This window comes from Embleya sp. NPDC059213 (assembly GCF_042754445.1).
Classification (GTDB): Bacteria; Actinomycetota; Actinomycetes; order Streptomycetales; family Streptomycetaceae; genus Embleya.
The window spans coordinates 1-22,521 of sequence record NZ_JBHZAV010000147.1 but is presented as its reverse complement, the minus strand read 5'-3'; the positions used below and the strand labels follow the sequence as shown (position 1 = coordinate 22,521).

General features: G+C 71.6%; 19 protein-coding genes. 5 read left to right on the top strand and 14 right to left on the bottom strand.

The window, feature by feature from the left end; all coding sequences use genetic code 11:
- Positions 1-677: 677 nt before the first annotated feature.
- Together tyrS and ACFXMF_RS36085 are read right to left on the bottom strand one after the other, a co-directional pair.
- On the bottom strand, positions 678-1,955 hold the full coding sequence (tyrS, locus tag ACFXMF_RS36090; RefSeq protein ID WP_360305424.1) for a tyrosine--tRNA ligase: 1,278 nt from the start codon (positions 1,953-1,955) through the stop codon (positions 678-680).
- Positions 1,956-2,027: 72 nt separating this feature from the next.
- Positions 2,028-2,705: a DNA-3-methyladenine glycosylase gene (locus tag ACFXMF_RS36085; protein ID WP_360305422.1), complete on the bottom strand. Its 678-nt coding sequence runs from the start codon at positions 2,703-2,705 to the stop codon at positions 2,028-2,030.
- 71 nt (positions 2,706-2,776) lie between these two features.
- Here ACFXMF_RS36085 and ACFXMF_RS36080 point away from each other — a divergent pair, with 71 nt between their 5' ends.
- Positions 2,777-3,562 carry a sporulation protein gene (locus ACFXMF_RS36080; protein ID WP_360305420.1) on the top strand — a complete coding sequence of 262 codons (786 nt, stop codon included), beginning with the start codon at positions 2,777-2,779 and terminating at the stop codon, positions 3,560-3,562.
- A gap of 21 nt (positions 3,563-3,583) precedes the next feature.
- Here ACFXMF_RS36080 and ACFXMF_RS36075 read toward each other — a convergent pair whose 3' ends face one another.
- Complete coding sequence (locus ACFXMF_RS36075; protein WP_379992422.1) at positions 3,584-5,098, bottom strand: hypothetical protein; 1,515 nt, start codon at positions 5,096-5,098, stop codon at positions 3,584-3,586.
- Between the two features lie 136 nt (positions 5,099-5,234).
- Between ACFXMF_RS36075 and ACFXMF_RS36070 the strand changes: the two genes are divergently transcribed.
- Positions 5,235-5,777 carry a YbhB/YbcL family Raf kinase inhibitor-like protein gene (locus tag ACFXMF_RS36070; protein WP_360305416.1) on the top strand — a complete coding sequence of 181 codons (543 nt, stop codon included), beginning with the start codon at positions 5,235-5,237 and terminating at the stop codon, positions 5,775-5,777.
- A 253-nt stretch (positions 5,778-6,030) separates the two neighbouring features.
- Positions 6,031-6,558 (top strand): HNH endonuclease, encoded by a 528-nt coding sequence (locus tag ACFXMF_RS36065; protein ID WP_360305414.1) that lies wholly within the window; start codon positions 6,031-6,033, stop codon positions 6,556-6,558.
- An 82-nt stretch (positions 6,559-6,640) separates the two neighbouring features.
- On the opposite strand, the gene ACFXMF_RS36060 is transcribed toward ACFXMF_RS36065, so the two are convergent.
- The 10 genes from ACFXMF_RS36060 to ACFXMF_RS36015 form a co-directional block, all read right to left on the bottom strand.
- Positions 6,641-8,122: a peptidase MA family metallohydrolase gene (locus ACFXMF_RS36060; RefSeq protein ID WP_360305412.1), complete on the bottom strand. Its 1,482-nt coding sequence runs from the start codon at positions 8,120-8,122 to the stop codon at positions 6,641-6,643.
- A gap of 1 nt (position 8,123) precedes the next feature.
- Positions 8,124-9,812, bottom strand: coding sequence for a hypothetical protein (locus ACFXMF_RS36055; RefSeq protein ID WP_380017819.1), 1,689 nt, complete (start codon positions 9,810-9,812; stop codon positions 8,124-8,126).
- 274 nt (positions 9,813-10,086) lie between these two features.
- On the bottom strand, positions 10,087-10,986 hold the full coding sequence (locus ACFXMF_RS36050; RefSeq protein ID WP_360305408.1) for a metallophosphoesterase: 900 nt from the start codon (positions 10,984-10,986) through the stop codon (positions 10,087-10,089).
- Positions 10,987-11,087: 101 nt separating this feature from the next.
- Entirely contained in the window at positions 11,088-12,599 is a 1,512-nt protein-coding gene (locus tag ACFXMF_RS36045; protein WP_360305406.1) for a cobyric acid synthase, read from the bottom strand.
- Positions 12,600-12,654: 55 nt separating this feature from the next.
- Positions 12,655-13,617: a cobalamin biosynthesis protein gene (locus ACFXMF_RS36040; protein ID WP_379987991.1), complete on the bottom strand. Its 963-nt coding sequence runs from the start codon at positions 13,615-13,617 to the stop codon at positions 12,655-12,657.
- Between the two features lie 86 nt (positions 13,618-13,703).
- Positions 13,704-13,892, bottom strand: a complete 189-nt coding sequence (locus ACFXMF_RS36035; protein ID WP_379987990.1) for a DUF1272 domain-containing protein — start codon at positions 13,890-13,892, stop codon at positions 13,704-13,706.
- Positions 13,893-13,953: 61 nt separating this feature from the next.
- Positions 13,954-14,724 carry a sulfite exporter TauE/SafE family protein gene (locus tag ACFXMF_RS36030; protein WP_360305400.1) on the bottom strand — a complete coding sequence of 257 codons (771 nt, stop codon included), beginning with the start codon at positions 14,722-14,724 and terminating at the stop codon, positions 13,954-13,956.
- Positions 14,725-14,820: 96 nt separating this feature from the next.
- Complete coding sequence (locus ACFXMF_RS36025; RefSeq protein ID WP_360305398.1) at positions 14,821-15,948, bottom strand: SPFH domain-containing protein; 1,128 nt, start codon at positions 15,946-15,948, stop codon at positions 14,821-14,823.
- A gap of 117 nt (positions 15,949-16,065) precedes the next feature.
- Positions 16,066-16,473: an NfeD family protein gene (locus tag ACFXMF_RS36020; protein WP_360305497.1), complete on the bottom strand. Its 408-nt coding sequence runs from the start codon at positions 16,471-16,473 to the stop codon at positions 16,066-16,068.
- Positions 16,474-16,564: 91 nt separating this feature from the next.
- Positions 16,565-17,377, bottom strand: coding sequence for an ABC transporter ATP-binding protein (locus ACFXMF_RS36015; protein WP_360305396.1), 813 nt, complete (start codon positions 17,375-17,377; stop codon positions 16,565-16,567).
- Between the two features lie 171 nt (positions 17,378-17,548).
- Between ACFXMF_RS36015 and ACFXMF_RS36010 the strand changes: the two genes are divergently transcribed.
- Positions 17,549-18,325, top strand: a complete 777-nt coding sequence (locus tag ACFXMF_RS36010) for a hypothetical protein (RefSeq protein ID WP_360305394.1) — start codon at positions 17,549-17,551, stop codon at positions 18,323-18,325.
- 20 nt (positions 18,326-18,345) lie between these two features.
- Here the strand turns inward: ACFXMF_RS36010 and ACFXMF_RS36005 are convergent, their stop codons facing one another.
- The gene (locus tag ACFXMF_RS36005) at positions 18,346-20,880 is read right to left on the bottom strand and encodes an FHA domain-containing protein (protein WP_360305392.1); all 2,535 of its coding nucleotides are present in this window, start codon (positions 20,878-20,880) and stop codon (positions 18,346-18,348) included.
- A gap of 245 nt (positions 20,881-21,125) precedes the next feature.
- On the opposite strand from ACFXMF_RS36005, the gene ACFXMF_RS36000 reads away from it, so the two are divergent.
- Positions 21,126-22,521, top strand: a 1,396-nt coding sequence (locus tag ACFXMF_RS36000) for a streptophobe family protein (protein ID WP_380020982.1), incomplete at its 3' end; no start/stop codon positions are given.

Sequence of the window (22,521 nt, the reverse complement as noted above, 5' to 3'; positions counted from 1 at the left end):
GCGGCTTCGCTTTCCTCGCTTTCGGCTTCCACCGCGTTTCCGCGCTTTCCGCCTTCCGGACTCTAGCAGATCCTGCGACCCGCTTTTCGTCCGTTTCTCGTGCTTTCCGCTTTGGAAACTCTCGTTTCTTTCGCTTCCGGCCCGCCGAGCTTAGCAGACCCGTTTTCCCGCCTCCACCGACCCCGCTCGATCTTCTTGCGGTGCCGGCGGCTTGCGAGCCGCGCGTCGTGCTCCGGATCTCTCCGGTCACTCGATGCCTCAACCTTAGCAGGTTTCCGCGATAAAGCCGAATCTCATTCCGGGAATGCGATTCCCAGTAATAAATTGCAGCACGAATAAAACCCCCGGAATTTGGATGATCAAATTCCGCGCGTTCAAAGGGCTGTGTCGATCACTGGTTCTACTGGGTCACACCCACCACAGAGACACCACAGGTACGGAGCGGCCGAAGGCCGTCCGTTTTCGGATGCATCGTTGGGGTGTGAGTCGCAGTGGGATCGGCCATCGCGCCGGTGTTGAGGGCGCGCCTGTCCGGATCTCCCGAAGTAGCGACTCGTACAAGCCTAAACCACCCTCTTGGACGGGTCAAGCCGGTCCCCTATACCCAGTGGAACGGGTCGGGAACCGGCTTGACGTGTGATCCGATGGAGTGGCTGACGGTCCATCAACTACCGGTGTCAGGCGGTGATTTCCGCTGCGGCGAGGTTGCGCTTGCCGCGGCGCAGCAGGGCCCAGCGGCCGTGCAGCAGGTCGGCTGCGGTGATCACCGCGTCCTCGTCGGTCACCTTGGCGTTGTTGAGGTAGGCGCCGCCCTCCTTGATGGTGCGCCGGGCGCCGCCCTTGCTCGGGGCGAGGCCGGTGGCCACCAGGGCGTCGACCACCGTCGGGGTCTCGGTCAGTCGGGCGCTCGGGAGTTCCGCGACGGCCGAGCGGAGGGTCGCCTCGTCGAGGGCGGTCAGGTCGCCCTGGCCGAAGAGGGCCTTGCTGGCCTCGATCACCGCGGTGCACTGGTCGGCGCCGTGTACCAGCGTGGTCAGTTCCTCGGCGAGGGCGCGTTGGCCGATGCGGGCGGCGGGGCGTTCCTCGCTTTCGCGTTCGAGGGTCTCGATCTCCTCGTGCGAGCGGAAGCTGAAGGTGCGCAGGTAGCGCGACACGTCACGGTCGTCGGCGCCCAGCCAGAACTGGTAGAAGGCGTACGGCGTGGTCAGTTCGGGGTCGAGCCAGACCGTTCCGCCCTCGGTCTTGCCGAACTTGGTGCCGTCCGCCTTGGTGAGCAGGTTGGTGGTCACGGCGTGTGCCTGGCCGTGCGGCTCGTTGCCGGTGATCCGACGGATCAGGTCGAGGCCGGCGGTGATGTTGCCCCACTGGTCGCTGCCGCCGACCTGGAGCGTGCAGCCGTGTCGGCGGTAGAGCTCGACGAAGTCGTAGGACTGGAGCAGCACGTAGCTGAACTCGGTGTAGCTCATGCCCTCGCCGGCGAGCCGGGACTTCACCGTCTCGCGCGCGAGCATCTGGTTGACGCTGAAGTGCTTGCCCACGTCGCGCAGGTATTCGACGATGCTGAGCTGCGAGATCCAGTCGTGGTTGTTCGCCATGACCGCGGTGTTCGGCTCGGCGCCGTCGAAGTCGAGGAACGCGGAGAGTTGGCCGCGGATGCGGTCGGTCCATGCCTCGACCGTGGTGACCTCGTTCATCGCGCGCTCGGCCGACGGCTTGGGGTCGCCGATGAGGCCGGTGGCGCCGCCGACCAGGGCGATCGGGCGGTGGCCGAAGAGTTGCAGCCGGCGCAGGGTCAGTACCTGGGTGAGGTGGCCGACGTGCAGGCTGGCCGCGGTCGGGTCGAACCCGCAATACGCCGTGACGGGACCGTCCGCGAACGCCTTCTTGAGCGCGTCCTCGTCGGTGGTCTGGGCCAGCAGGCCCCGCCACCGCAACTCGTCGACGATGTCCGTCACAGTGCCTGGTCTCCTCGGTCGATACAGCGAATGGGGCGGATGTACAGGGTGCCCGACGGGCCGCCCTCGACGCTAACCGCTTTGCCGGCCGGCGTCGGCGGCCGGCTTGGGGGTGCGCTTGCGGGGCTGGTGGGCCCGGTACGGGCTGACCGTCGGGTCGTCGGCGATGTGGAAGCGCCACGGTTGGCCGGCTCCGTCGCCGCCGACACCGGTGCGTGGGCCGGTGCGGATGGTGCGGCGAGCGGGTGGGGTGCCGTACAGGACACGGACCGGGCCGGTGGGGTCGCAGACGTCGATGCCGTCCTGGGTGCGGTCCAGGGCCAGGGCCATGGCCAGGCGGGCGGGGCCGCTCGCGAGGTCGGTGTCCTTGCGGGTGGTGGGGCGGCGGGCGCGGGCCAGGGCGGTGCCGGCGGTGATCTCGCCGCCGCGCAGCAGCACCCCACAGGCGCGGCCGGGCGGGCCGCAGACCAGGTTGGCGCAGTAGTACATGCCGTAGGTGAAGTAGACGTACAGGTGTCCGGGTGGGCCGAACATCGTCGCGTTGCGGGCGGTCTTGCCGCGGAAGGCGTGCGAGCCGGGGTCGTTGGCGCCGTCGTATGCCTCGACCTCGGTCAGCCGCAGTTCGACCGGGCCGGCGTCGGTTTCGTGCACCACGGTTCGGCCGAGCAGATCGGCGGCGACGGCCAGGACCGGGCGGTCGAAGAACGCGCGGGGCAGCGGGTCGGTGGGATCGGCGGTGGTGGCACGCATGACGAGCCAGCTTAAGCCGATCGGGCCCGCGTGGTGGAATGGGCCGCCGAGACCTCGAATCGGGAGTACGCGTGGTTTTCAAGAAGTTCATGGCGAGCATGGGTGCGGGCGGCGCGTCGGTGGAGACCGACCTGCACGGCACGGAGACCACGCCGGGCGGCGTGGTCGAGGGACGGATCCGGATCCAGGGCGGCAAGGTCGATCAGCGGATCGAGGGCTTGTTCGTCGGATTCCAGGCGGTCGTCGAGGTGGAGACCCAGGACGGCGAGCAGCGGCGGAACGTGGAGTTCGGTCGGCAGCAGGTGGGTGGCGAGTTCGAGCTGCGTGAGGGTGCGACGCACGATCTGCAGTTCCGGCTGCCGGTGCCGTGGGAGACGCCGCTGACCACGTTCCGCGGCGTGCAGTTGCGCGGGACCACGATCGGCGTGCGGACCGAGCTGGCCATCGACCGGGCGATCGACAAGGGCGATCTGGATCCGATCTCGGTGGGCGCGTTTCCGGCGCAGGCGTTGATCCTGGACGCGTTCGGGAATCTGGGCTTCCACTTCAGGGCGGCCGACCTGGAGCAGGGGCGCATCCACGGGGTCGATCAGCGGTTGCCCTTCTACCAGGAGATCGAGTTCACCCCGCCGCAGGCGTATGCGCGTGGCATCAACGAGGTCGAGTTGACCTTCGTGTCGGCCGAGCACGCGACCGAGGTGATCCTGGAGATCGACAAGAAGGGCGGCGCGCTCTCCGGCGGGAGCGACGCGATCCGGCGGTTCACCGTGGATCACGGCACGGCGCAGCAGACCGACTGGAACGCCTTTCTGCACGGCTGGTTCCAGGAACTCGGACAGCGTCGCGGCTGGTTCTAGGAGGGTCGGGCGGTCCGTGGGTCACGCGTCCAGGAGGTCGTGGACCCGGGCCGCCCAGTCCGCCTCGAACTTGGCCCGGGGCATGCCGGTCGCCCTGCCGATCGCCGCGTCCACCGCGGCCGGGGACGGGTCGGCGTAGACGGCGGTGACGAAGCCGTACACGGCCGGCGAGCCGCCGATCTCCTCGATCCGGCGGATCGCCAGGTGGGCGAGTTCGTAGGCGGCGGCGTTGCCGACCGTGTCGGCCTGGTACAGCTCGTTGTCCGTGGGCAGTTTGCCGCTGAAGCGGTTCGCGGCGAGGTAGGTCCTGGCCTCGTACAGCTCGTCGGTGCCCAGCAGGGTTCGGCCGCGCAGCGCGAGCCAGTCGGCGAAGCCCTCGACCACCCACACGGGTTGGTCCTGGTTGGGCACCTCGTTGCGCAGCGGGGTGACCAGCGCGTGGGCCATCTCGTGGCGCAGCAGTTCGCCCAGGCGCTGCGGGTTGGGCGAGGTGAACCAGCCCGAGGTGGTGTCCAGGACGATCCGTGAGCCGCCGAAGCGTCCCTTGCCGGCCGGGTCGATGGTGCGCAGGGCGTAGGTGAGGCCGGATTCCTCGCCGTGTTCGCCGGTTCGCCCGCCGTACAGCCGGTAGAAGGTGTCGCGGTCGGCGACCGGGACGATCACGAAGCCGGGGGCGGTGCCGGGTGGGCCGCCGTCGGCCCAGATGTCGATGTCGGCGCGCGCGGCCTCCTCGGCGTCGTCGGCGAGTCGTTCGGCGCCGGCGGAGGTGGCCGGGTCGGCGAGGACGACCACGTGGTCGCGGCGGACCACGGTCAGGTCGGCGTGATCCCACGGGGCGGGGTAGTCGCGGGCATACGCGTAGCCGGCCCCGTCGTAGGGGGTGCCGTCGACGGCGGTGATCAGGAGTGGCGCGCCGGGGCCGGCTCGGATGACGGTCCAGCGGTAGCCCTCGCCGACGGTGGCGGTGTCGGCGGCGGAGATCCGGTGGTCGAAGGAGACGTCGACGTAGGCGGTGATCCGGTCGTCGGAGACCGGCATGGTCTGCACGGTCTCGACGCGGTAGCCGATCCGGTCGAAGGACATCCGGCCGAGGTTGACGAACAGCCGCAGTTGGCCGGTGACCAGGTCGGGGACGTCCGGGTCGAGGTCCGCGGTGAAGCTTTGTTCGTCCCGGTCGAGCAGCGCCCGGGTGCGGCGGTCGGCCAGGGTCTGGATGTCGGCGGCGGCGATCGTGGGGCCGTGGGCGGGGGCCACCGGGGTCGCGGTGCCCGGGCGTGGTCCGCCGATCGCGCCGTCGCCGCCGCGGGGCCGGGCGCTGCCCGGGTCGCTGAGGGTGACGCCGAAGACGATCAGCGCGGTGACGGCGAGGACCAGCGCGATCAGCGGCGCGGCGAGTCGGCGCACCACCGATCGCGGCCGGGCCGGTGTGGCTCCCGGTATCGCCTCGTCGCGGTCGGCTCGGTCGGCGGGCTCGGCGGATATGCCGGACGGAGCGTCGTCGGCGCAGTCACCGCTGTCGTGCGTCGGCTGGGTCACCCCGGATGCCTCCCCCTCGTTGGCGCGAGGATACCTATGCGATCTTCGCTGGTTCGGCCGACCGTGAGAATAGGCTCGTTCGAACGAGGTGCCCGGCACGCGGTCGGGTGCCGCCCAGCACGATCGGAGCCCCGGCGTGACCGAGCCCAACAAGCCGTCGATGCCCTACGACTATCTGCCCGAGCGGCCGTCGTTCGCGGTCACCAGCCGGGACCTGACGGATGGTCGGACCCTGCCGACCGCTCAGGTCAGCGGCGTGATGGGGGCGGGCGGCGAGGACGTGTCGCCGCAGTTGTCCTGGTCCGGGTTCCCGGCCGGCACCAAGAGCTTCGCGGTCACCTGCTTCGACCCGGATGCGCCCACGCACAGCGGCTTTTGGCACTGGGTCGTGGTGGACGTCCCGGCGGACGTCACCGAGTTGGCGACCGGCGCGGGTACGGCCGACGGCAAGGCGCTGCCCGCGGGTGCCTTCCACGTGCGCAACGACACCGGCGGTGCGGGCTACGTCGGCGCCGCGCCGCCGCCCGGGCACTACCCGCACCGGTACGTCTTCACCGTGCACGCGCTGGACGTGGACCGGCTGGGCGTGGACGAGAACGCCACGCCGGCCTTCGTCGGCTTCAACCTGTTCTCGCACACGCTCGCGCGGGCGGTGCTGGTCAACACGTACGCGCAGTGACCGCCGCGCCGGCTGCGGCCGAGTACTTTCGGCCGGCTTGGCGCGAATTCCCGTCCGGTAATTGCGTTGTCCCGGTGATCGTCGAAAAGGCACAGTGGTCGAGTTGTCCGTACTGACGGTTCGTCGAGTCGAAGGGTGCGCATGAGCGTCGCAGCACCGCCCCAAAGCTGAGCGCGTGGTCGCGCCCGGCCGGTTCGGTGCGCGTCCGGGTGCGCTCGCTTCTCCCCTCGTCGACCAGGTGAGGGGAGGTCGCATGCGGGAGACGTTGGTGCTGAACGCGACGTACCAGCCGCTGGCGACGGTGTCGTTCAAGCGCGCGCTCGTGTTGGTACTGCAGGAGAAGGCGGTCGTCGAGCATGTCGCTCCCGGCCGGGTGGTGCGGGCCGCGACTTTGGAGATTCCGCTGCCGCGGGTGATCCGGTTGCTCAAGTTCGTCCGGGTGCCGTTCCGACAACAGGCCGCGTGGTCGCGTCGGGGGGTGCTGCTTCGGGACAATCGGCGCTGCGCGTACTGCGGTGGGCGGGCGACCACGGTGGACCACGTGTTGCCGCGTTCGCGTGGTGGCGCGGACTCGTGGCTGAACACCGTCGCCGCGTGCGGGAACGACAATCAGCGCAAGGCGGCCCGGACGCCGGTCGAGGCCGGGATGCGGTTGTTGTTCGAGCCGTACGAGCCGTCGGCGACCCGGGCGCTGGTGCTCGCGTTCGGCGTGGCGGATGTCGAGGGCGCGCAGTGGTTGGCCGAGCCGGTACGGCCGCCGGTGCTCGCGATGGGCGCCTGACGCCGGACCGCGGGTGAGGACCGGGCGAGGCCGCCGGGGGCTGCGTGTCCCCCGGCGGCCTCGTCGTCCGCGGGCCCGGTGGTCAGACGGTCTTGCGGATCCAGGCCGCCCAGTCGCTGCGGAGTCGGTCCGGTGCGACGCCGAAGGTCGCGGTCAGCGCCTCGTCCACGGACACGTGGCGGCCGGTGACGACGTCCGTGTAGAACGCGCACACCCGCTCCGCGCCGAAGGTCCGGGCCAGGTAGCGCACCATCAGGTGGGCCAGGTTGTAGGCGTTCTCGACCCGATCCTCGTCGCTGGTCTCGAAGTCTTCCTCGGCGGGCGGTGTGCCGGTGAATCCGCCCCGGTCGATCAGTGCGCGGATGTTGTGGGTGACCACCGGTGCGAGCGGCCGGTCGGCCTCCGCCTGCCAGTCGGCGAACCCTTCGGCCAGCCAGGTCGGCAGTTCGGCATCGCGGCCGGACCGGGCCAGGGGGGCGACCAGGGCATGCGTCATCTCGTGCCGGAGCAGGAGCGGCGCGAAGGCCGCGTCGCCGGCCAGTTGGTCGTCGTCCACCACCATGCGCACGCCGCCGACGGGTCGGTCGGTCCCGGGCATGGCCAGTGCGTAGCCCGCCGCCCACTCCTGCACGTCGTCGCTGCTGTACAGCCTGCCGAAGGACGCTCGCGACGAGGTCAGCACGAGGGCGAAGCCGGGCGAGGTGCCGGCGCCGCCCTTCCAGGCGCCGAGCGTGTACACGGCGGCCTGTTCGGCCAGGTCCGCGCTCCGGCGCAGCGCGGCCGCGTCGGGCCCGGGGGCCATCAGCAGTACGTGCGGGCGCCGTTCCACGCGCAGGTCCCACAGGTCCCACGCGGCGGGGTAGCCGGCGAAGCCCGTCTCGGTGTCGGCGTCGCCGGCGCCGGCCAGGTCGACCAGGGTGCACGGGTCGTCGGGACCGGTGCAGCGGGCCTTCCAGACGTAGGTCTCCGGGACGGGACTCAGGTCGACGCCGGTGATGGCGTGCTCGAAGGCGACGTTCGCGCTGACCGTCACCGGCCAGGCGGCGGCGGTGCCGGCCCGGTCCGGGCTGGAGCCGTCGGCGGTGACCGTCCTGCCGGCGCCGATCGGCCGCCAGCGGGCGGTGTCGAAGGGCACCTTCCGCAGGTTGGTGAACAACCGGCGCTGGCCGTCGAACAGGGTCGGGTCCTGCCGGTCGACCCGGGCCAGGAAGGCGGCTTCGTCGCCGCGCTCGAAGGCCGCCGACCGGTTAGCGACCAGGGCGGCCAGCCGGGCGTACGCGCGGTTGCCGATCCGGTCGGAGTACGCGGTCGCGTCTCCCGGCCCGGGTGCGGCGGGTGTGCCGGGGGCGGCGTGGTCGGCGGCCGGGTCCGACGTCGACCCGTCGTGGCCGAGCAGTCGTTCGGCGCTGTCGAGTCGGACGAACCGGCCACCGGTCGAGAGTGCGCCGAGCACGAAGGAGAACGAGAGCAGGCCGCCGAGCAGTGCGACGCAGATCGCCCACGGTCGGGAGCGCCGTGGTTCGACGGCGTGCGGCCATACGCCGTACGGGTCGTACGGGTGCACGTCAGTTGCCCACCTTGGTCTTGACGTACTTGGCCCAGTTGCTCTCGAAGGTGTCCCGGTCCAGGCCGGTCGCCTCCTTGAGCGCGGCGTCCAGGGCGGCCGGGGTGGAGTCCTTGTAGACGGCGACCACGAACGAGTCGGCCTTGGCCGCGCCGTACTTCTCCGCGATGTAGCGGATGGTGAGCATGCTGTAGTGATAGCCGACGGTCGAGGTCTTCACGTCGGGCGAGTTGACCTCGGCGTCGGTGGGCAGCTTGCCGCTGAACTTGCCCGCCCGAACCTGCTCGCGGGCGTCCGGCTGGAACCACTCGGCGAGCGAGAGGTCGGTCCAGGCGAGGTATTCGGCGAAGCCCTCGGAGACCCACAGCGGCGGCCCCTCGCCGCCGCGTTCGAACTCGGCGACCATCGCGTGGCCGAGTTCGTGTCGCATCAGGTGGGTCTGCTGTTCGCTGTCGCCCTTGGTGAACATGCTGTCCGAGCCGTCCAGGGTGATCCGGCTGCCGGCCATCGGCTGGTCGCGGCCGGTCGGGCGGGCCGGCGGCATGGTGCGGCACACGCCGGTGACGTTGGGCAGGTCGTTGCCGGACAGCGCACGGGTGAAGGTGTCGTGGTCGGGCGTGATGTAGACGACGTAGCGCTGCGGCGTGATGGTCGGGCCCTTCCACACCGCCAGGTTCTTCTTGAGGGCGCTCTCCGCGCGGTCGGCCCAGGTCGCGGCCTTCGCCTTGTTCTTGGCGGGGACGGCGAGCAGCACGTGTGGGCGTTCGATCAGCGCGAGTTCGCTCTCGTCCCAGGGCGCGGGGTAGGCGTTGCCGCCGCCTCGGGTCGAGCCGCCGACGATCTTGGTGATCAGCAGCGGGGCGTCGATCGAGGCGCGCGAGAGGGTCCAGATGTAGCGCTCGGCGATCGGCTCGCTGTCCACGCCGGTCACCTGGTGGGCGAATACGACGTTGACGTCGCGGGTGAGCGGGCCCGCGTCGGTGCCCGCGTCGATGGCCGCGGTCGGTGGCCGGAATTCGACGCTGGTGAACGGGAACAGCCGCAGGTTGGCGAACAACCGGCGCTGGGCGGCCAGCAGTTCGCCGGCGGCCGGGTCGATGCCGGTGACGAACGCGTCGGCGTTGCCGGCCTTCAGGGCCTGGGTGCGGTTGTCGGTCAGGAAGGCCACGTCGGCGACCGCGATCCGGGTGACCGGGGCCTTGTCCTCGGTCTTCGAGGAGGTCTCGGCACCGTTTTGCTCCGCGATCGGCGCGGCGGCCGGGGAGGTGGGGGTGTCGAAGACACCGCCGACGGCGAGGGATGCGAGCAGCGCCAGGATCGCGAGCACGCCGGCGGCCGCGGCGAGCAGGTGGCGACGGGCGTTGCGGCGCTGCTGGTCGGGCGGCGGGATGAAGGGCAGGGGCCCGTAGAAGCCGACTTGGGCGTCGGGGAATCCGGGCGTTCGGGAAATCGGCGCGTACGGGGGTGCGGCGAGTGTCGCGGGCGCGCCGGGCTGCGCGGCGGCGGGCGCGGTGGCAGGGTCGTCGCCGCCGGCGCCGGCGGCGGGTATCCGCTCCGGGTGGACCTCGGCCGTCGCCGGGTCCCGGCCCTCGGGCCGGCGTTCGTGCTCGCTCTCGGACTCGGTGGGTCCACTGGTCGATGCGCCGCGCGGCGGATGTGCGCCGTCGGCGGCTGTGGGCATGTCGGACATGCCAGTCCTCCCCTGGACCGCCGGCCCGATGATTCCGCCCCCGGCCCCGAATCGGCGATCCGATCATGTGTTCGCCGAGGTTATCGACGTGCCCGGACACCGTGGGCACGGGGTCCGCACCCTGTCGTACCCGCTGCTCGTGCATCGGCGGCCGGCCGACTCGGCCGGTGCGTGGTCCGCCCGTTCGGCCTCGAATCGGGCTCGGTCCGGACCGGTTGCCGCCTCGACCGCGAGGCGGCGACGGCGGCGGGGCGTCGGACCCGTGGCCCCGCCGTCAGGAGCCGGTGCCCGCCTCGACGGTGTCGGCGTCGGGTTCCGCGGTCGGGGTCGGAGTCGGGTCGGCGAGATCGAGGAGGTGCCAGGAGTCGGGGACGTGGTAGCCGGGCACGTCGTAGGAGGCCATCGGGTCGGCGGCCAGGCCCTCGACGCGGGTGCACGAGCCGTCCGGGTGGACCAGTTCCTCGGTGTACCGGAAGTGCAGGTGGCCGTGCGCGGCCAGGGCGGGTCGGTAGGCGTCCACCAGGCACTGGACGCGTTGTTGGTTGGGCACGCAGCGCGGGTCGCCCTTGCGGTTGAACTCGGGCGCGGTACGCAGCGGTTTGTCGTGGGTGAGCAGGATGTCGACCGGCGCGGGGTCGGCCAGGACGGCCTCCACGTCCGCGTCGGTGGCCTCCTCCTCGGGGAACCACAGGCTGCCCGCGAAGTCGCGCACGTCGCCGGGCGGGCGACCCGCGCCGCGCCGGAAGCTCTCCTTGCGCAGTGCCTTCTCGTAGCGCCGGCGCTCCTCGGCCAGCCGCTGCTCGCGGTCCAGCGAGAGCGCACCGCCGAAGGCGAGGAAGTTGGTCCCGCGCCAGGACCAGCGGTGCCCGCGGGGCGCGTAGCGCACCCGGGGGCGCACGATCGCGAAGCCGTGTTCGTCCCGCCGGTCGCCGTAGGACTGCATCAGCAGCGAGGTCTTGTCGTGGTTCCCGTCCAGGAAGTACACGTCGACGCCGCGCGAGCGGGCGGCGCGGTTGACCTCGTCCAGGTAGCGCACGCCGGACGCCTCGTGCTCCCAGAAGCCGAAGTCGCCTAGTTGGAAGACCAGATCGACGTCGAGCCCGGCGGCGGCGTCGAGCAGCCGCCGCACGTGCCCGGTATTGCCGTGCGTGTCTCCGGCCAGCAGGATCCGCATGGTGACCCCCGCCCTTCCGCCCCGTCTGCACGTGCGTGAACGCCCCGAAATCCCATCATCGGCGATCGGGCGGCAACTCGTCCGGGGTATTTCCCCCGGATCTACGCGCCGGGTGGCACAAAGGGCAGACCGGGGGTGGCGCCCGCGGTGATCAGTCGGTCCACCGCCGCGTTGTCCAGGTGGTCGGCGACCAGATCGCCCAGCGCGTCCAGCCGGCGCTGCCGGGCCGCCTCGAACGAGGTGTCGGGCGAGACGCGGAACCGTCGGCCGGCGAGTTCGGCGGTCCGGGTCAGGAACGCCCGGCGGAATCCGTCGTTCTCCAGCGCGCCGTGCCACAGCGTGCCGGTCACCGCGCCGACCCGGCAGCCGTCCAGCGCGCTGCCGTCGGCGGCGGTGAACACCGGCTCGCCGGCCTCGACGTCGACGATGCCGTGATGGATCTCGTACCCGGTCACCGGCTCCCCGTCGGCGAAGCCGCGTGCGCGGGCCAGCGTCTTGTCGGCGGCGAAGCGTATCCGGACCGGGAGCAGGCCCAGACCGGGCACGCTGCCCGCGCGGCTCTCCACGTCGTCGTGGATCCACCCGCCGAGCATCTGGTAGCCGCCGCAGATGCCGAGCACGGGCCGGTCCTCGGCGACGCGGCGGGCCAGCGCGGTGTCCAGGCCTCGTTCGCGCAGCCAGGCCAGGTCGGCGACGGTGGCCCGGGTGCCGGGCAGTACCACCAGGTCGGCGTCGGCGATCTCGCCGGGCGTGCTCACGAAGCGCACCACGACGCCGGGTTCGACGGAAAGCGCGTCGATGTCGGTGAAGTTGCTGATCCGCGGCAGCCGCAACACCGCGACCCGCAGGATGTCCGGGCCCAGCGGCGGCTCGGGCGTGCCCCGGTCGGCGTCGAGCGCGAGCGAGTCCTCCACGTCCAGCCACAGGCCGCCCAGGAACGGCAGCACGCCCAGGACGGGACGCCCGGTGAGTTCGCGCATTCGCTTCAGCGCCGGGTCGAGCAGGCGCGCGTCGCCGCGGAACTTGTTGATCACGAAACCGCAGACGAGCGCCTGGTCCTCGGCCGAGAGCAGCGCGAGGGTGCCGAAGAAGGACGCGAAGATGCCGCCCCGGTCGATGTCGCCGACCACGAGCACCGGCAGGTTCGCGGCCCGGGCCAGGCCCATGTTGGTGATGTCGCGGTCGCGCAGGTTGATCTCGGTCGGGCTGCCCGCGCCCTCGCACACCACGACGTCGTAGCGCGCCCGCAGGTCGGCCAGCGACTCCAGCACGGCCTCGAACAAACGCGGCTTCAGGTCCCGGTAGTTCAGCGCGCCGACCTCGGCGATCGGCTTGCCCAGCAGCACGACCTGACTGCTCATCAGCCCGCCGGGCTTGAGCAGCACCGGATTCATCACCGCCTCCGGCTCGATCCGCGCGGCGGCGGCCTGCATCGCCTGGGCGCGGCCGATCTCCGCGCCGTCGGCGGTGACCATCGAGTTGAGCGACATGTTCTGCGCCTTGAACGGCGCGACCTTGACGCCCTCGCGGGCGAGCCGTCGACACAGCCCGGCGACCACGACGCTCTTGCCCGCGTCGGAGGTGGTGCCGGCCACCAGGAGGGCGCCGTTCATCGCATGGCCTTTCGGAGGCGGGGTGCCGTACGGGTCCGGGCCGAGGGCGCGCCGGTCATCGACGCGTCCCGCGGGCGCGCGTCGCGGCGCGGGCGGCGACGACGGCGACGGCCAGTGCCGCCGAGGCCAGGCCGACGGCGGCACTGAGTCGGTTCGCGCGGTGGATGTCGGTGGGGCTCGGCGGTGGGCCGTCGCCGAGCGCGGGGCGGTCCTCGGTGCGGCCGGCGTAGACGTTGCGGCCCCCCAGGCGCACGTCCAGGGCCCCGGCGGCGGACGCCTCGCAGCGGCCCGCGTTGGGGCTGGGGTGGCTGCCGCCGTCCCGACGCAGCACCGCCAGGGCGCGGGCCGGGTCGCCGCCGACGACGGGGGCGGCGGCGACGGTGAGCAGGCCGGTGAGGCGGGCGGGCAGCCAGTTGGCCGCGTCGTCCAGGCGGGCCGAGGCCCAGCCGAAGTTCTCGTACCGCGGCGTGTGGTGGCCGACCATCGCGTCGAGGGTATTGATCGCGCGGTAGCCCAGCAGGCCCGGAACGCCCGCGACGGCGCCCCAGAACAACGGGGCGACCACGGCGTCGGAGGTGTTCTCGGCGACCGATTCGACGACGGCGCGGGCGATGCCCTTGTCGTCCAGGCGGGCCGGGTCGCGGCCGACCAGGCGAGGCAGCGCGGCTCGGGCGGCGGGCAGGTCGCCGACCACCAGCGGGGCGGCGATCAGCCGGGCCTCGCGGCGCAGGGTGGTGCCGCCGAGGACGGCCCACGTGCAGCCGGCGGTGACCACGGCGTCGGCGAGGGGGCGGCCGGCGACGGCGCGACGCAGGGCCAGGCCCAGGCCGACGCCGGCGCCGACGCACAGCGCCGTGTAGCCGAGGCCGCGGGCGCGGTCGTCGCGGTACAGGGCTTGTTCCAGCCGACCGGCCGCACTCCCGAAGCCGGCCACGGGGTGACCTCGGCGGGGGTCGCCGAAGGCGGCGTCCAGGACGACCCCTGCGGCGAGACCTACGGCGTGCGACGTGACCGGCATGCCGGGCATCGTTTCACGACACCGCAGGTCGGCGGCGAACCGGGCCCGGGCCCGGGCCCGATCCACCGGGATCCGCCGGACAGGGCCTAGCCGACCGCCGGTTCCGCGCGGCGCGGCCTGGGGACGAGTTCGCCGCCGCAGTTGGGGCAGGTGTCGTCCATCGTGGCGCTGCACGGTTCGCAGAAGGTGCATTCGTACGAGCAGATCCGGGCCGGATCCTGCGCACGGAGTGCCACCTCGCATCGTTCGCACTGTTCGCGCATCTCCAGGGCCATCCGGCCACCTCCCCGATTCGAGGGGGCCAGGGTAGGGGAGGTCGAACCCGCAATGCCGTCGTCACAACAGCAGCCGCACCACCGCGACCAGGCCCACCACGACGATCACCGCGCGCAGTGCCGTGGGCGGCAGCCGGCGGCCGACCTTGGCGCCGATCTGGCCGCCGATCACCGAGCCGCACGCGATCAACAGCACCACCCACCACGCGACGTCGGCGACGAGCATGAACACGATCGCCGCGACGCCGTTGACGATGCCGGCGAGCACGTTCTTCACCGCGTTCATCCGCTGCAGGTTCTCCGCGATGAACACGCCGAACAGCGCCAGCAGCAGGACGCCTTGCGCCGCGCCGAAGTAGCCGCCGTAGATGCCGGTTCCGAACACGGCCACCCACAACAACGCGCCGCCGTGCCGGGGCCCCTCCGACGCCGAGCCGTTCTCCGCCCGCCGGGCGGCCAGCCGCTTGGCCAGGCGCGGTTGCAGCACCACGAGCACCAGCGCGAGCACGATCAGCGCCGGCACGATCGCCTTGAACGCGCTGTCGGGCAGCGTGAGCAGCAGGATCGCGCCGGTCAGGCCGCCGAGCAGCGAGGCCAGCCCGAGCCGGATCAACCGGGGCCGCTGGCCTTCGAGTTCGCGGCGATACCCGATCGCGCCGCTGATCGAACCCGGCACCAGGCCGATCGTATTGGACACGTTCGCGGTCACCGGCGAGTAGCCGAAGGCGAGGAGTACCGGGAAGGTGATCAGCGTGCCGGATCCGACCACCGTATTGATCCCGCCGGCCGCGATACCCGCGGCGAAGATCGCCAACGCTTCCCACCAGTCCATGTGCACCCGCTTCGCCGCGACGATCCTGGCGCCGGGAGGACGTCGAGCGTCCCCGCGGCCGTAACGCCAGAGATCATCGCAGCCGAGGCCGGCGGCTCATCGCGGCGGGCGATGACCCCGCTCGATGTGCGGAGGTTCGACCTCGCCGGCCGGCGGTCCACCCCGGCGCGGCGGCTCGGCCGGCGGCGGGGGCACGGCGGGCGGCTCGGCGGACGGACGCGGTACCGAGGATGCGCCGTTGGCGATCGGCGCCTTGCGCCCCTGCGGGACGGGCGTGCCCGAACCGGGCCAGGCCGGCTCCTCCTCGACCGGCACCTGCGGCACGCGGTGTGCCGGGCCGGAGCCGTTCGTGGCGAGATTGCCGACCGCGTCGCCGATGCCCTCCAGGGCGCGGGTGACCTCGCTGGGCAGGATCCACAACTTGTTCGAGCTGCCCTCGGCGATCTTCGGCAACATCTGGAGGTATTGGTAGGCGAGCAGCTTGTTGTCCACCTCGCCCGCGTGGATCGCCTCGAAGACGGTCTCGATCGCGCGCGCCTCACCCTCGGCCCGGATCACCGCGGCCTGGCGCTCACCCTCGGCGCGCAACACGGCGGCTTCCTTGTCACCTTCGGCGGTGAGCACCTGCGAACGCTGGTGGCCCTCGGCGGTCAGGATCGCCGCGCGCTTGTCCCGCTCGGCGCGCATCTGCTTCTCCATCGAGTCCTGGATGGAGGGCGGCGGCTCGATCGCCTTGAGCTCGACCCGGTTGACCCGGATGCCCCAGCGGCCGGTCGCCTCGTCGAGCACGCCGCGCAGCCCCGCGTTGATCTCCTCGCGCGAGGTGAGGGTCTGTTCGAGGTCCATGCCACCGATGATATTGCGCAGCGTGGTGATGGTGAGCTGCTCGATCGCCTGGATGTAGTTGGCGATCTCGTAGGTGGCCGCGCGCGGGTCGGTGACCTGGAAGTAGATGACGGTGTCGATCTGGACGACGAGGTTGTCCTCGGTGATCACCGGTTGCGGCGGGAACGGCACGACCTGCTCGCGCAGGTCGATCATCTGCCGGATCCGGTCGATGAACGGTACGAGGATGTTGAGTCCGGCGTGCAGCGTGCGGGTGTATCGCCCGAAACGCTCCACGATGGCGGCACTCGCCTGGGGGATCACCTTGACCGTCTTGACCAGGGCGACGACCACCAGCAGTACGAGTACGACCAGGACGATGACGGCGGTGGCCTTCACGATCTCTCCCGAGGTCCTGCTTGCCTGCGGTTGCCTTTGAAATGCAAGGCTGTGTCGAGCCTAGGGGTTCGCGGGCCGACGTGGGACGTCAACACGATCGGCGCAATCGATCGGGCGTCACATCACCACTGCGGTGGCGCCCACGATGTCCGCTACGTCCACCCGAGCCCCGGGTTCGAACACGGCGGTGGAGTCCAGGGTGCGGGCCGACCAGACCTCGCCGGCCAGCTTGATCCGGCCGCCGTTCTCGTCGACGCGTTCCAGGACCACGGCGCTGGTGCCCTTGAGTGCCTCGATGCCGGTGCGGGTTCCGGGCGAGTTGTTGTGCCGGACCACGATCGGGCGCACGAACACGAGCAGTGCGATCGACACGAGGGCGAACACGATGCACTGGATCAGGAAGTTGCCACCGGCGCCGGCGGCCGCAGCCGCGGCGGCGGCCCCGACCGCGAACATGCCCATCTCCACGAAGGAGCTGAGCACCCCGACGATGCCGAACGCCCCGACCGCGATGAGCCACCACATCCATGCGTCCACGTGTTCATCGTAGATCGTGGGCGCGCCGAGCAGCAGATGCTTCTCGGCCGAAAACGATCAGCCGGGGAAGCGGCTCGGGTCAGCCCTGCGTCTCCGGTGCCTCCGGCATCGGCAGCCCGCGGGCGGACCAACGCCCGTACTGCTGCTCGACGATCAGCGGCAGACCGAAGCAGTGCGAAAGGTTGCGCGAGTTGAGCGTGTCGGCGATCGGGCCGGCCGCCATCACCCGTCCCTGACGGATCATCAGGATGTGCGTGAAGCCGGGCGGGATCTCCTCGACGTGGTGGCTGACCAGGATCATCGACGGCGCGTACGGGTCGGCGGCCAGCGTGCCGAGCCGGCGGACCAGGTCCTCGCGCCCGCCCAGGTCGAGCCCGGCGGCCGGCTCGTCGAGCAGCAACAGCTCGGGGTCGGTCATCAGCGCACGGGCGATCTGCACCCGCTTGCGCTCGCCCTCGGACAGCGTGCCGAACCGGCGCTCGACGTATTCCGCCATGCCCAACTGGTCGAGCAGCCGGCGGGCGCGCTGCTCGTCCTCGGCGTCGTAGCGCTCGTGCCACTTGGCCGTCATCCCGTAGGCCGAGGTCAGCACGATGTCCAGCACCCGCTCGCGGCGCGGCAGCTTGTCGGTAAGCGCCGCCGAGGCCATCCCGACCCGCGGTCGCAGCTCGAACACGTCGACCGTGCCCAGCTTCTCGCCCAGCACGGCGACCGTGCCGGTGGTGGGGAACAGATAGGTGGACGCCAGTTGCAGCACCGTGGTCTTGCCGGCGCCGTTGGGGCCGACGACGATCCAGCGTTCGCCTTCCGCGACCGACCAGGTGACCTGGTCCACCAGAGGGCGACCGTCGCGCACCACCGATACGTCAACCAGTTCGAGAACGTCGCTCATCGCCTGCCAGCTCCCCATCGTGCGCTACGCCGCCGGACGGCATCCCCTTGTGTGGGATCACCGCCTCGCTCCGTGGTCCGCGTTGTTGCACCCGGTCCGGGAGAAACCTATGACACCGAGCGACCTCCGGTCGTGTCCGGGAGCGTTGTGACGCCCCTTACGCTTGTCCGCATGCTTGCCGAACCTCGCTCCGGACTTCTCGTCGCATGGGGCAATGCCCTGCTGGCCGGGCGCGTACCGCCCGACGACGCGGTGTCCGAGATCGTCGGAACGGACGAACCGCATCGGGTGACGGGCGTACCGGGCGAAAACATGCCCGTCGGCCTGTCGCTGGCCCTGGGTCGGCTGCGAGCGCTGGGCGTGACCGGTCTGCGGCTGGCCCTGCCGGTGTCGGGTGATCCGCTGGCGCTGCCCGGCCCGCCCGCCTTCAACGACCTGGCGCTGGACGCGGGCGAGGCGGCGATCACGGTCGGCGCCCCGGGCGCCGCGTACGGCCTGGTGCCCGGGGTGACCCGGCACGGCTCGAACGGCGACGCCACCGTGCGGGTCGCCTGGCAGATGATCGAGGTGAGCGACCGGCCCGCCCCGGGACCGTTCCTGGCCGAGGCGGAGCGCGAGCTGGCCGAGGCGATGCGCGACGCGATCGAGGACCTGACCCGACTGGACGTGGCCGGCGGCGGCCCGGCGGCGCAGCGCGCCCTGGCCGGGCTGTACCGCAAGGACTCGGACACCCGGGTCGCACCCGGCCATCCGGGTCGCGCCGGCCGGGTGCTCGACCAGGCGCGGCGCATCCACGCGGTGTTGACCGTGGCCGGTCGCGAGGACGGCGCGGCGGTCAGCGCGGCGGAGATATCCGCCCGGCTCGGCGCGCTCGCCCCGCTGGAGCGGGCCTGTCGCCGGGCGATGGTGGCGGCGTACGGCGCGGCCCTGGAGCCGGACCGGGCCTGAGCCGCACTCGGGCGCGAGCTTCACCGGCTCCCGCGCTTGCGCTTGGTCTTGGGGTCCAGGCGCCGGAGCATGAGCAGCGCGATCAGGCCGTAGACGGCGATCTGGCCGGTCAGGATGCCGATGTTGCGGTACCAGACCTTCGGGTCGTGCTTCCACAGCGGATCCGGCGACTCGCCGGGTTTGCGCGGCAGTTGGGTGGCCAGATCTATCGTGCTGCCGGCCGCGGCGAAGGCCCAGCGGGCCGGGGCCAGCCAGGAGATCTGCTCGATGCCGGCCTTGCCGTTGAGCGGGAACAGGCCGCCGCACAGCACCACTTGCACGATGGCGATCACCACGAGCAGCGGCATGGCCAACTCCGCGCTGCCGATCGAGGCGGAGACCACCAGGCCCACCGCCATCGCCGCTATCGCGGACAGCACCACCGCGATGCCGATCTCGATGATCGGCGGGCTGATCACCACGCCCTTGGCGGGCAACTTCTCCCCGACCAGGGCGACCGCGGTGAGCACCACGCCCTGGAGTGCGGAGATCATCCCGAGCACGATCATCTTCGAGCCGAGGTAGGCGGACACCGAGAGCCCGGCGCTGCGTTCGCGCCGGTAGATGGCGCGCTCCTTGATCAGCTCGTTGACCGCGGTCGCGGTGCCCATCAGGCCGCTGATCACGAACAGCACGAGCAGTTTGGTGGTCGCCTCCTGGTTCGAACCCGGCGGCGACCCCTCCGGGCTGACCAGCTTGCCGGGGATCACCCGGCACAACATCCCCAGGAACAGCGGCGCTATCGCCAGCAGCGCCAGGTATTTGCGGTCCGAGGCGATCACCGCGAGGTAGCGCCTGGAGAGCGTGCCGAGTTGGGAGAACCAGCCCTGCGGCTTGGGCGGTTTCGCCTGCGGTCGCTCGCCCTGTTCGGCGTGCGCCCGGTCGCGGCCCACCTCTATGTATCGGCCGTAGAGTTCCGAACGGCGGAACGGACCCTCGTAGTCGCGGTCCGGCTCGTCGTCGAACATCTTGAAGACCTCGGGCCAGTCGCCCTTGCCGAAGAACGGCAGCGCCTCGTCCGGCGGTCCGAAGAAGGCGATCCGACCGCCCGGGGCGAGTACCAGCACCCGGTCGCACACGTTCAGGCTGCGGGTGCTGTGGGTGACCACGATGACCGTGCGGCCGTCGTCGGCGAGTTCGCGCAGCTTCTCCATCACCGAGCGTTCCAGGCCCTCGTCCAGGCCGGAGGTCGGCTCGTCCAGGAACAACACGGACGGCTTGGTGAGCAGTTCGACGGCCACGCTCACCCGTTTGCGCTGGCCGCCGGAGAGGCTGCTGACCTTGGTGTCGGCGTACGGCGCGGTGGCGCCGCGCGGCATCTTGTCCAGGCTCAGCTCGGCGATCACCTCCTCGACCCGGCGCTCGCGCTCGGACGCCTCGGTGTCCTCGGGGAAGCGCAACTGTGCGGCGTAACGCAGCGCGGTGCGCGCGGTGAGCTGGGCGTGCAGGATGTCGTCCTGCGGCACCAAGCCGATCCGCTGGCGCAGTTCGGCGTTGTTCGCGTAGAGGTCGCGGCCGTCGTAGAGGATCTTGCCGCTGGCGGCGCGCCGGCTGCCGGTGAGCGCGCCGAGCAGGGTGGACTTGCCCGCGCCCGAACCGCCCACGATGGCCAGCAGATTGCGCTCGGCGAGCGGGAAGGAGACGTTGTCGAGCAGGACTCTTTTGCCGGCCGTGACGGTGAGGTTCTGCACCTCCAGCGACACCTCGCCGGTGTCGATGAACTCGCGCAACTCCTGGCCGTCGAGCCGGAAGGTGGCGTGCCCGATGCCGACCAGGTCTGCTTCGCCGAGCAGCGCGTGTTCGATCGGCTGCCCGTTGAGGTAGGTGCCGTTGTGGCTGCCCAGGTCGACGATCTCGCGCCGGCCGCCGGGCGTGGTGCGCAGCTCGGCGTGGTGCCGGGAGACCATCAGGTCGGTGAGCACCAGGTCGTTGTCCAGCGCGCGGCCGATCCGCAGGGTGCGCACCGGGAGCGGGATGACCATGCTCGGCGCCCGGTCCACGCTCGGGCGCGGATCCGCGGGCGGCCCGGCACCGATCTGCGCGCGGCCCAACGGGCGGGCGCGGTCCGGCACTTGCCGGGGCGGCTGGGGCACATAGGGCGGTTCGGGGGTGCGCGGTGGTTCGGCGCGGCGCGGCGGCGGTTCGCTCCGGCGCGGCGGCTCGGGAATCTGTACGTGGTCATGGTGCACCACGCGCGGCGGCACCACCTCGGTGGCGGTCGACTCCGGCGCGAGGCGCAGCGGGTCGCCGTCGTCCGGGTCGCCGAGCAACACCTCGCAGCCCTGGCCCACGACCACGCGATGCACCCGATTGCCGCGCATCCACGAGCCGTTGACGCTGTTGCCGTCGACGAACTCCCAGCCGTCGGCGCCCACTCGCAGGACCGCGTGCCGGCGCGACACACGGCGATCGTCGAGCACGATCGCACAGGACGGGTCACGACCGACGATGTGTTCCCGCCCGGGATCCAGGATCACGGGCGTTCCGGCGCTGGTGCCGACGGTCAGGTGCGGCACTGCCGGTCCTTCTGGCGCGTAGCTGTCCCCCACTCTTGGAGAGTGTAGGGACGCGGGGGCCGCTCGGGCAGGCTTTCTCATCCTTGAGGGCAGGGAAACCACTCTGACGGAGGATGACAACCACGCCCGGGCCGCACTCGCGGGTGCGCAGTACGGCCGAATCCGTTGACGCGCGCGTCGGTGCGCTCGATAGTCGAGTTTGTCCCGCTCATCCGGCAGTCGGGTCGCACGTGACAGGAGCGGTTGTGTCCTGGAACCAGCAACAGCACAACGCACCGCAGCACGACCCGCCTTCGGCCCGACCACCGGCGGGCCCGGCGCCGTGGGGCGGCGTGGCCCCCTGGCTGCACGCGCTCGGCGCGGTGCTCGCCGCGTTCGTGGCGATGGCCGTGGCGGCGTGGCTGGCGTTGTGGTTGCTGGGCGCGAACAGCCTGCCGTCGAGCACGATGCCCGCGCTGATCGCGGCGGTGATCGCGCTGGCGGTGGGTGGCACGGTCGACCTGAAGGGCGCCGAGGAGGGCACTCCGAGCAACGACATCCTCAGCCGACTCACCGGCGACGTCTCGCTCGCGCAGGGCAGCGGCAAGGTCGACATCATGCTGCTCGGCATCGGTTTGATCGGCGCGCTCGTGCTGGGCTGGTTGTTCCTGCGTCCGCTGCGTCATCGGCTGGTGATCGGCGCGCTGGATCTGGTCGTGCACGGCGTGCGGGTCCTGGTGTTCACCATGGCCGCGCTGGGCGTGGTGGTGTCGCTGGGCAGGGACTCGCTGCCGATCGACGAGTTCGTCTCCCAGGTGAGCGGCGGGCAGGCGCAGGATCTGATCGGCATCTTCGATCTCGGCGCGGCGGCCCGGTTCGAGACCGAGGTGAGCGGCACGCTGGTCTTCGGCGCGTTGTGGTTGCTGATCACCCTGCTGGCCACGGTCGCGGTGTCCGCGCGCGGGCCGCTGCCGCTCAGGTGGCTGCGGCACCGCGCGGTGCTGCGGGCCCCGATCGCGGGTCTGCTCGCGGTACTGATCACCGCGGTGGTCACCGGGATCGTGGGCACCCCGTTCGTGGCCGCCGCCGCGCCCGCGCCGAAGCGGATGATCGGCGGCATGTTCTTCGCGCTGCCCAACGCGGTCTGGTTGCTGGCCTCGCTCGGCCTGGGCATCCCGTGGAAGGCCACGACCAGCGCGCCGACCGAGGTCGGCGGTTTCTCCTTCGGTCTGCCCGGCCCGCTGGGCAAGTTGGTCAAGGCTTCCGCCGGGGACGGTCTGCCGATCCGGATCGACCGGCTGGCCGAGTTCGACTCGCGGGCGTGGTTCGTCCCGCTGTTCTCCGCGCTGTTGCTGCTGCTCGGCGCGACCGTGATGGCGCTGCGCGCGCCCGCGTCGGTGCGTCCGTTGCAACACGCGTGGCGGTTCGCGGTCACCCTCGCGGGCGGCCTGCTGGTCGTCGCCTATCTGATGCAGCTCCAGCTCAAGGTCGCGGTGAACATCCTGGGCGGAGTGGTGTCCCCGGGCGCGTCGGTGTCGCTGCACGCGGACTACCTGTGGACCCTGGTGCTCGGTCTGCTGTGGGGCGGGTGTGCCGGCTTCATCGGCGGCGCGGTCGCCGACTGGGTGCGCTACCGCCGGACCGACCCGGTCGCCCCGGCTG

What these genes read in the sequence shown, in the direction of transcription:
- ACFXMF_RS36065 (WP_360305414.1), top strand. Translation starts at nt 6,031, where the DNA reads ATGCGGGAGACGTTGGTGCTGAACGCGACGTACCAGCCGCTGGCGACG.
- ACFXMF_RS36055 (WP_380017819.1), bottom strand. Translation starts at nt 9,812, where the DNA reads ATGTCCGACATGCCCACAGCCGCCGACGGCGCACATCCGCCGCGCGGC.
- ACFXMF_RS36045 (WP_360305406.1), bottom strand. Translation starts at nt 12,599, where the DNA reads ATGAACGGCGCCCTCCTGGTGGCCGGCACCACCTCCGACGCGGGCAAG.
- ACFXMF_RS36015 (WP_360305396.1), bottom strand. Translation starts at nt 17,377, where the DNA reads ATGAGCGACGTTCTCGAACTGGTTGACGTATCGGTGGTGCGCGACGGT.
- ACFXMF_RS36085 (WP_360305422.1), bottom strand. Translation starts at nt 2,705, where the DNA reads ATGCGTGCCACCACCGCCGATCCCACCGACCCGCTGCCCCGCGCGTTC.
- ACFXMF_RS36040 (WP_379987991.1), bottom strand. Translation starts at nt 13,617, where the DNA reads ATGCCGGTCACGTCGCACGCCGTAGGTCTCGCCGCAGGGGTCGTCCTG.
- ACFXMF_RS36050 (WP_360305408.1), bottom strand. Translation starts at nt 10,986, where the DNA reads ATGCGGATCCTGCTGGCCGGAGACACGCACGGCAATACCGGGCACGTG.
- ACFXMF_RS36010 (WP_360305394.1), top strand. Translation starts at nt 17,549, where the DNA reads ATGCTTGCCGAACCTCGCTCCGGACTTCTCGTCGCATGGGGCAATGCC.
- ACFXMF_RS36020 (WP_360305497.1), bottom strand. Translation starts at nt 16,473, where the DNA reads ATGTGGTGGCTCATCGCGGTCGGGGCGTTCGGCATCGTCGGGGTGCTC.
- ACFXMF_RS36035 (WP_379987990.1), bottom strand. Translation starts at nt 13,892, where the DNA reads ATGGCCCTGGAGATGCGCGAACAGTGCGAACGATGCGAGGTGGCACTC.
- ACFXMF_RS36030 (WP_360305400.1), bottom strand. Translation starts at nt 14,724, where the DNA reads ATGGACTGGTGGGAAGCGTTGGCGATCTTCGCCGCGGGTATCGCGGCC.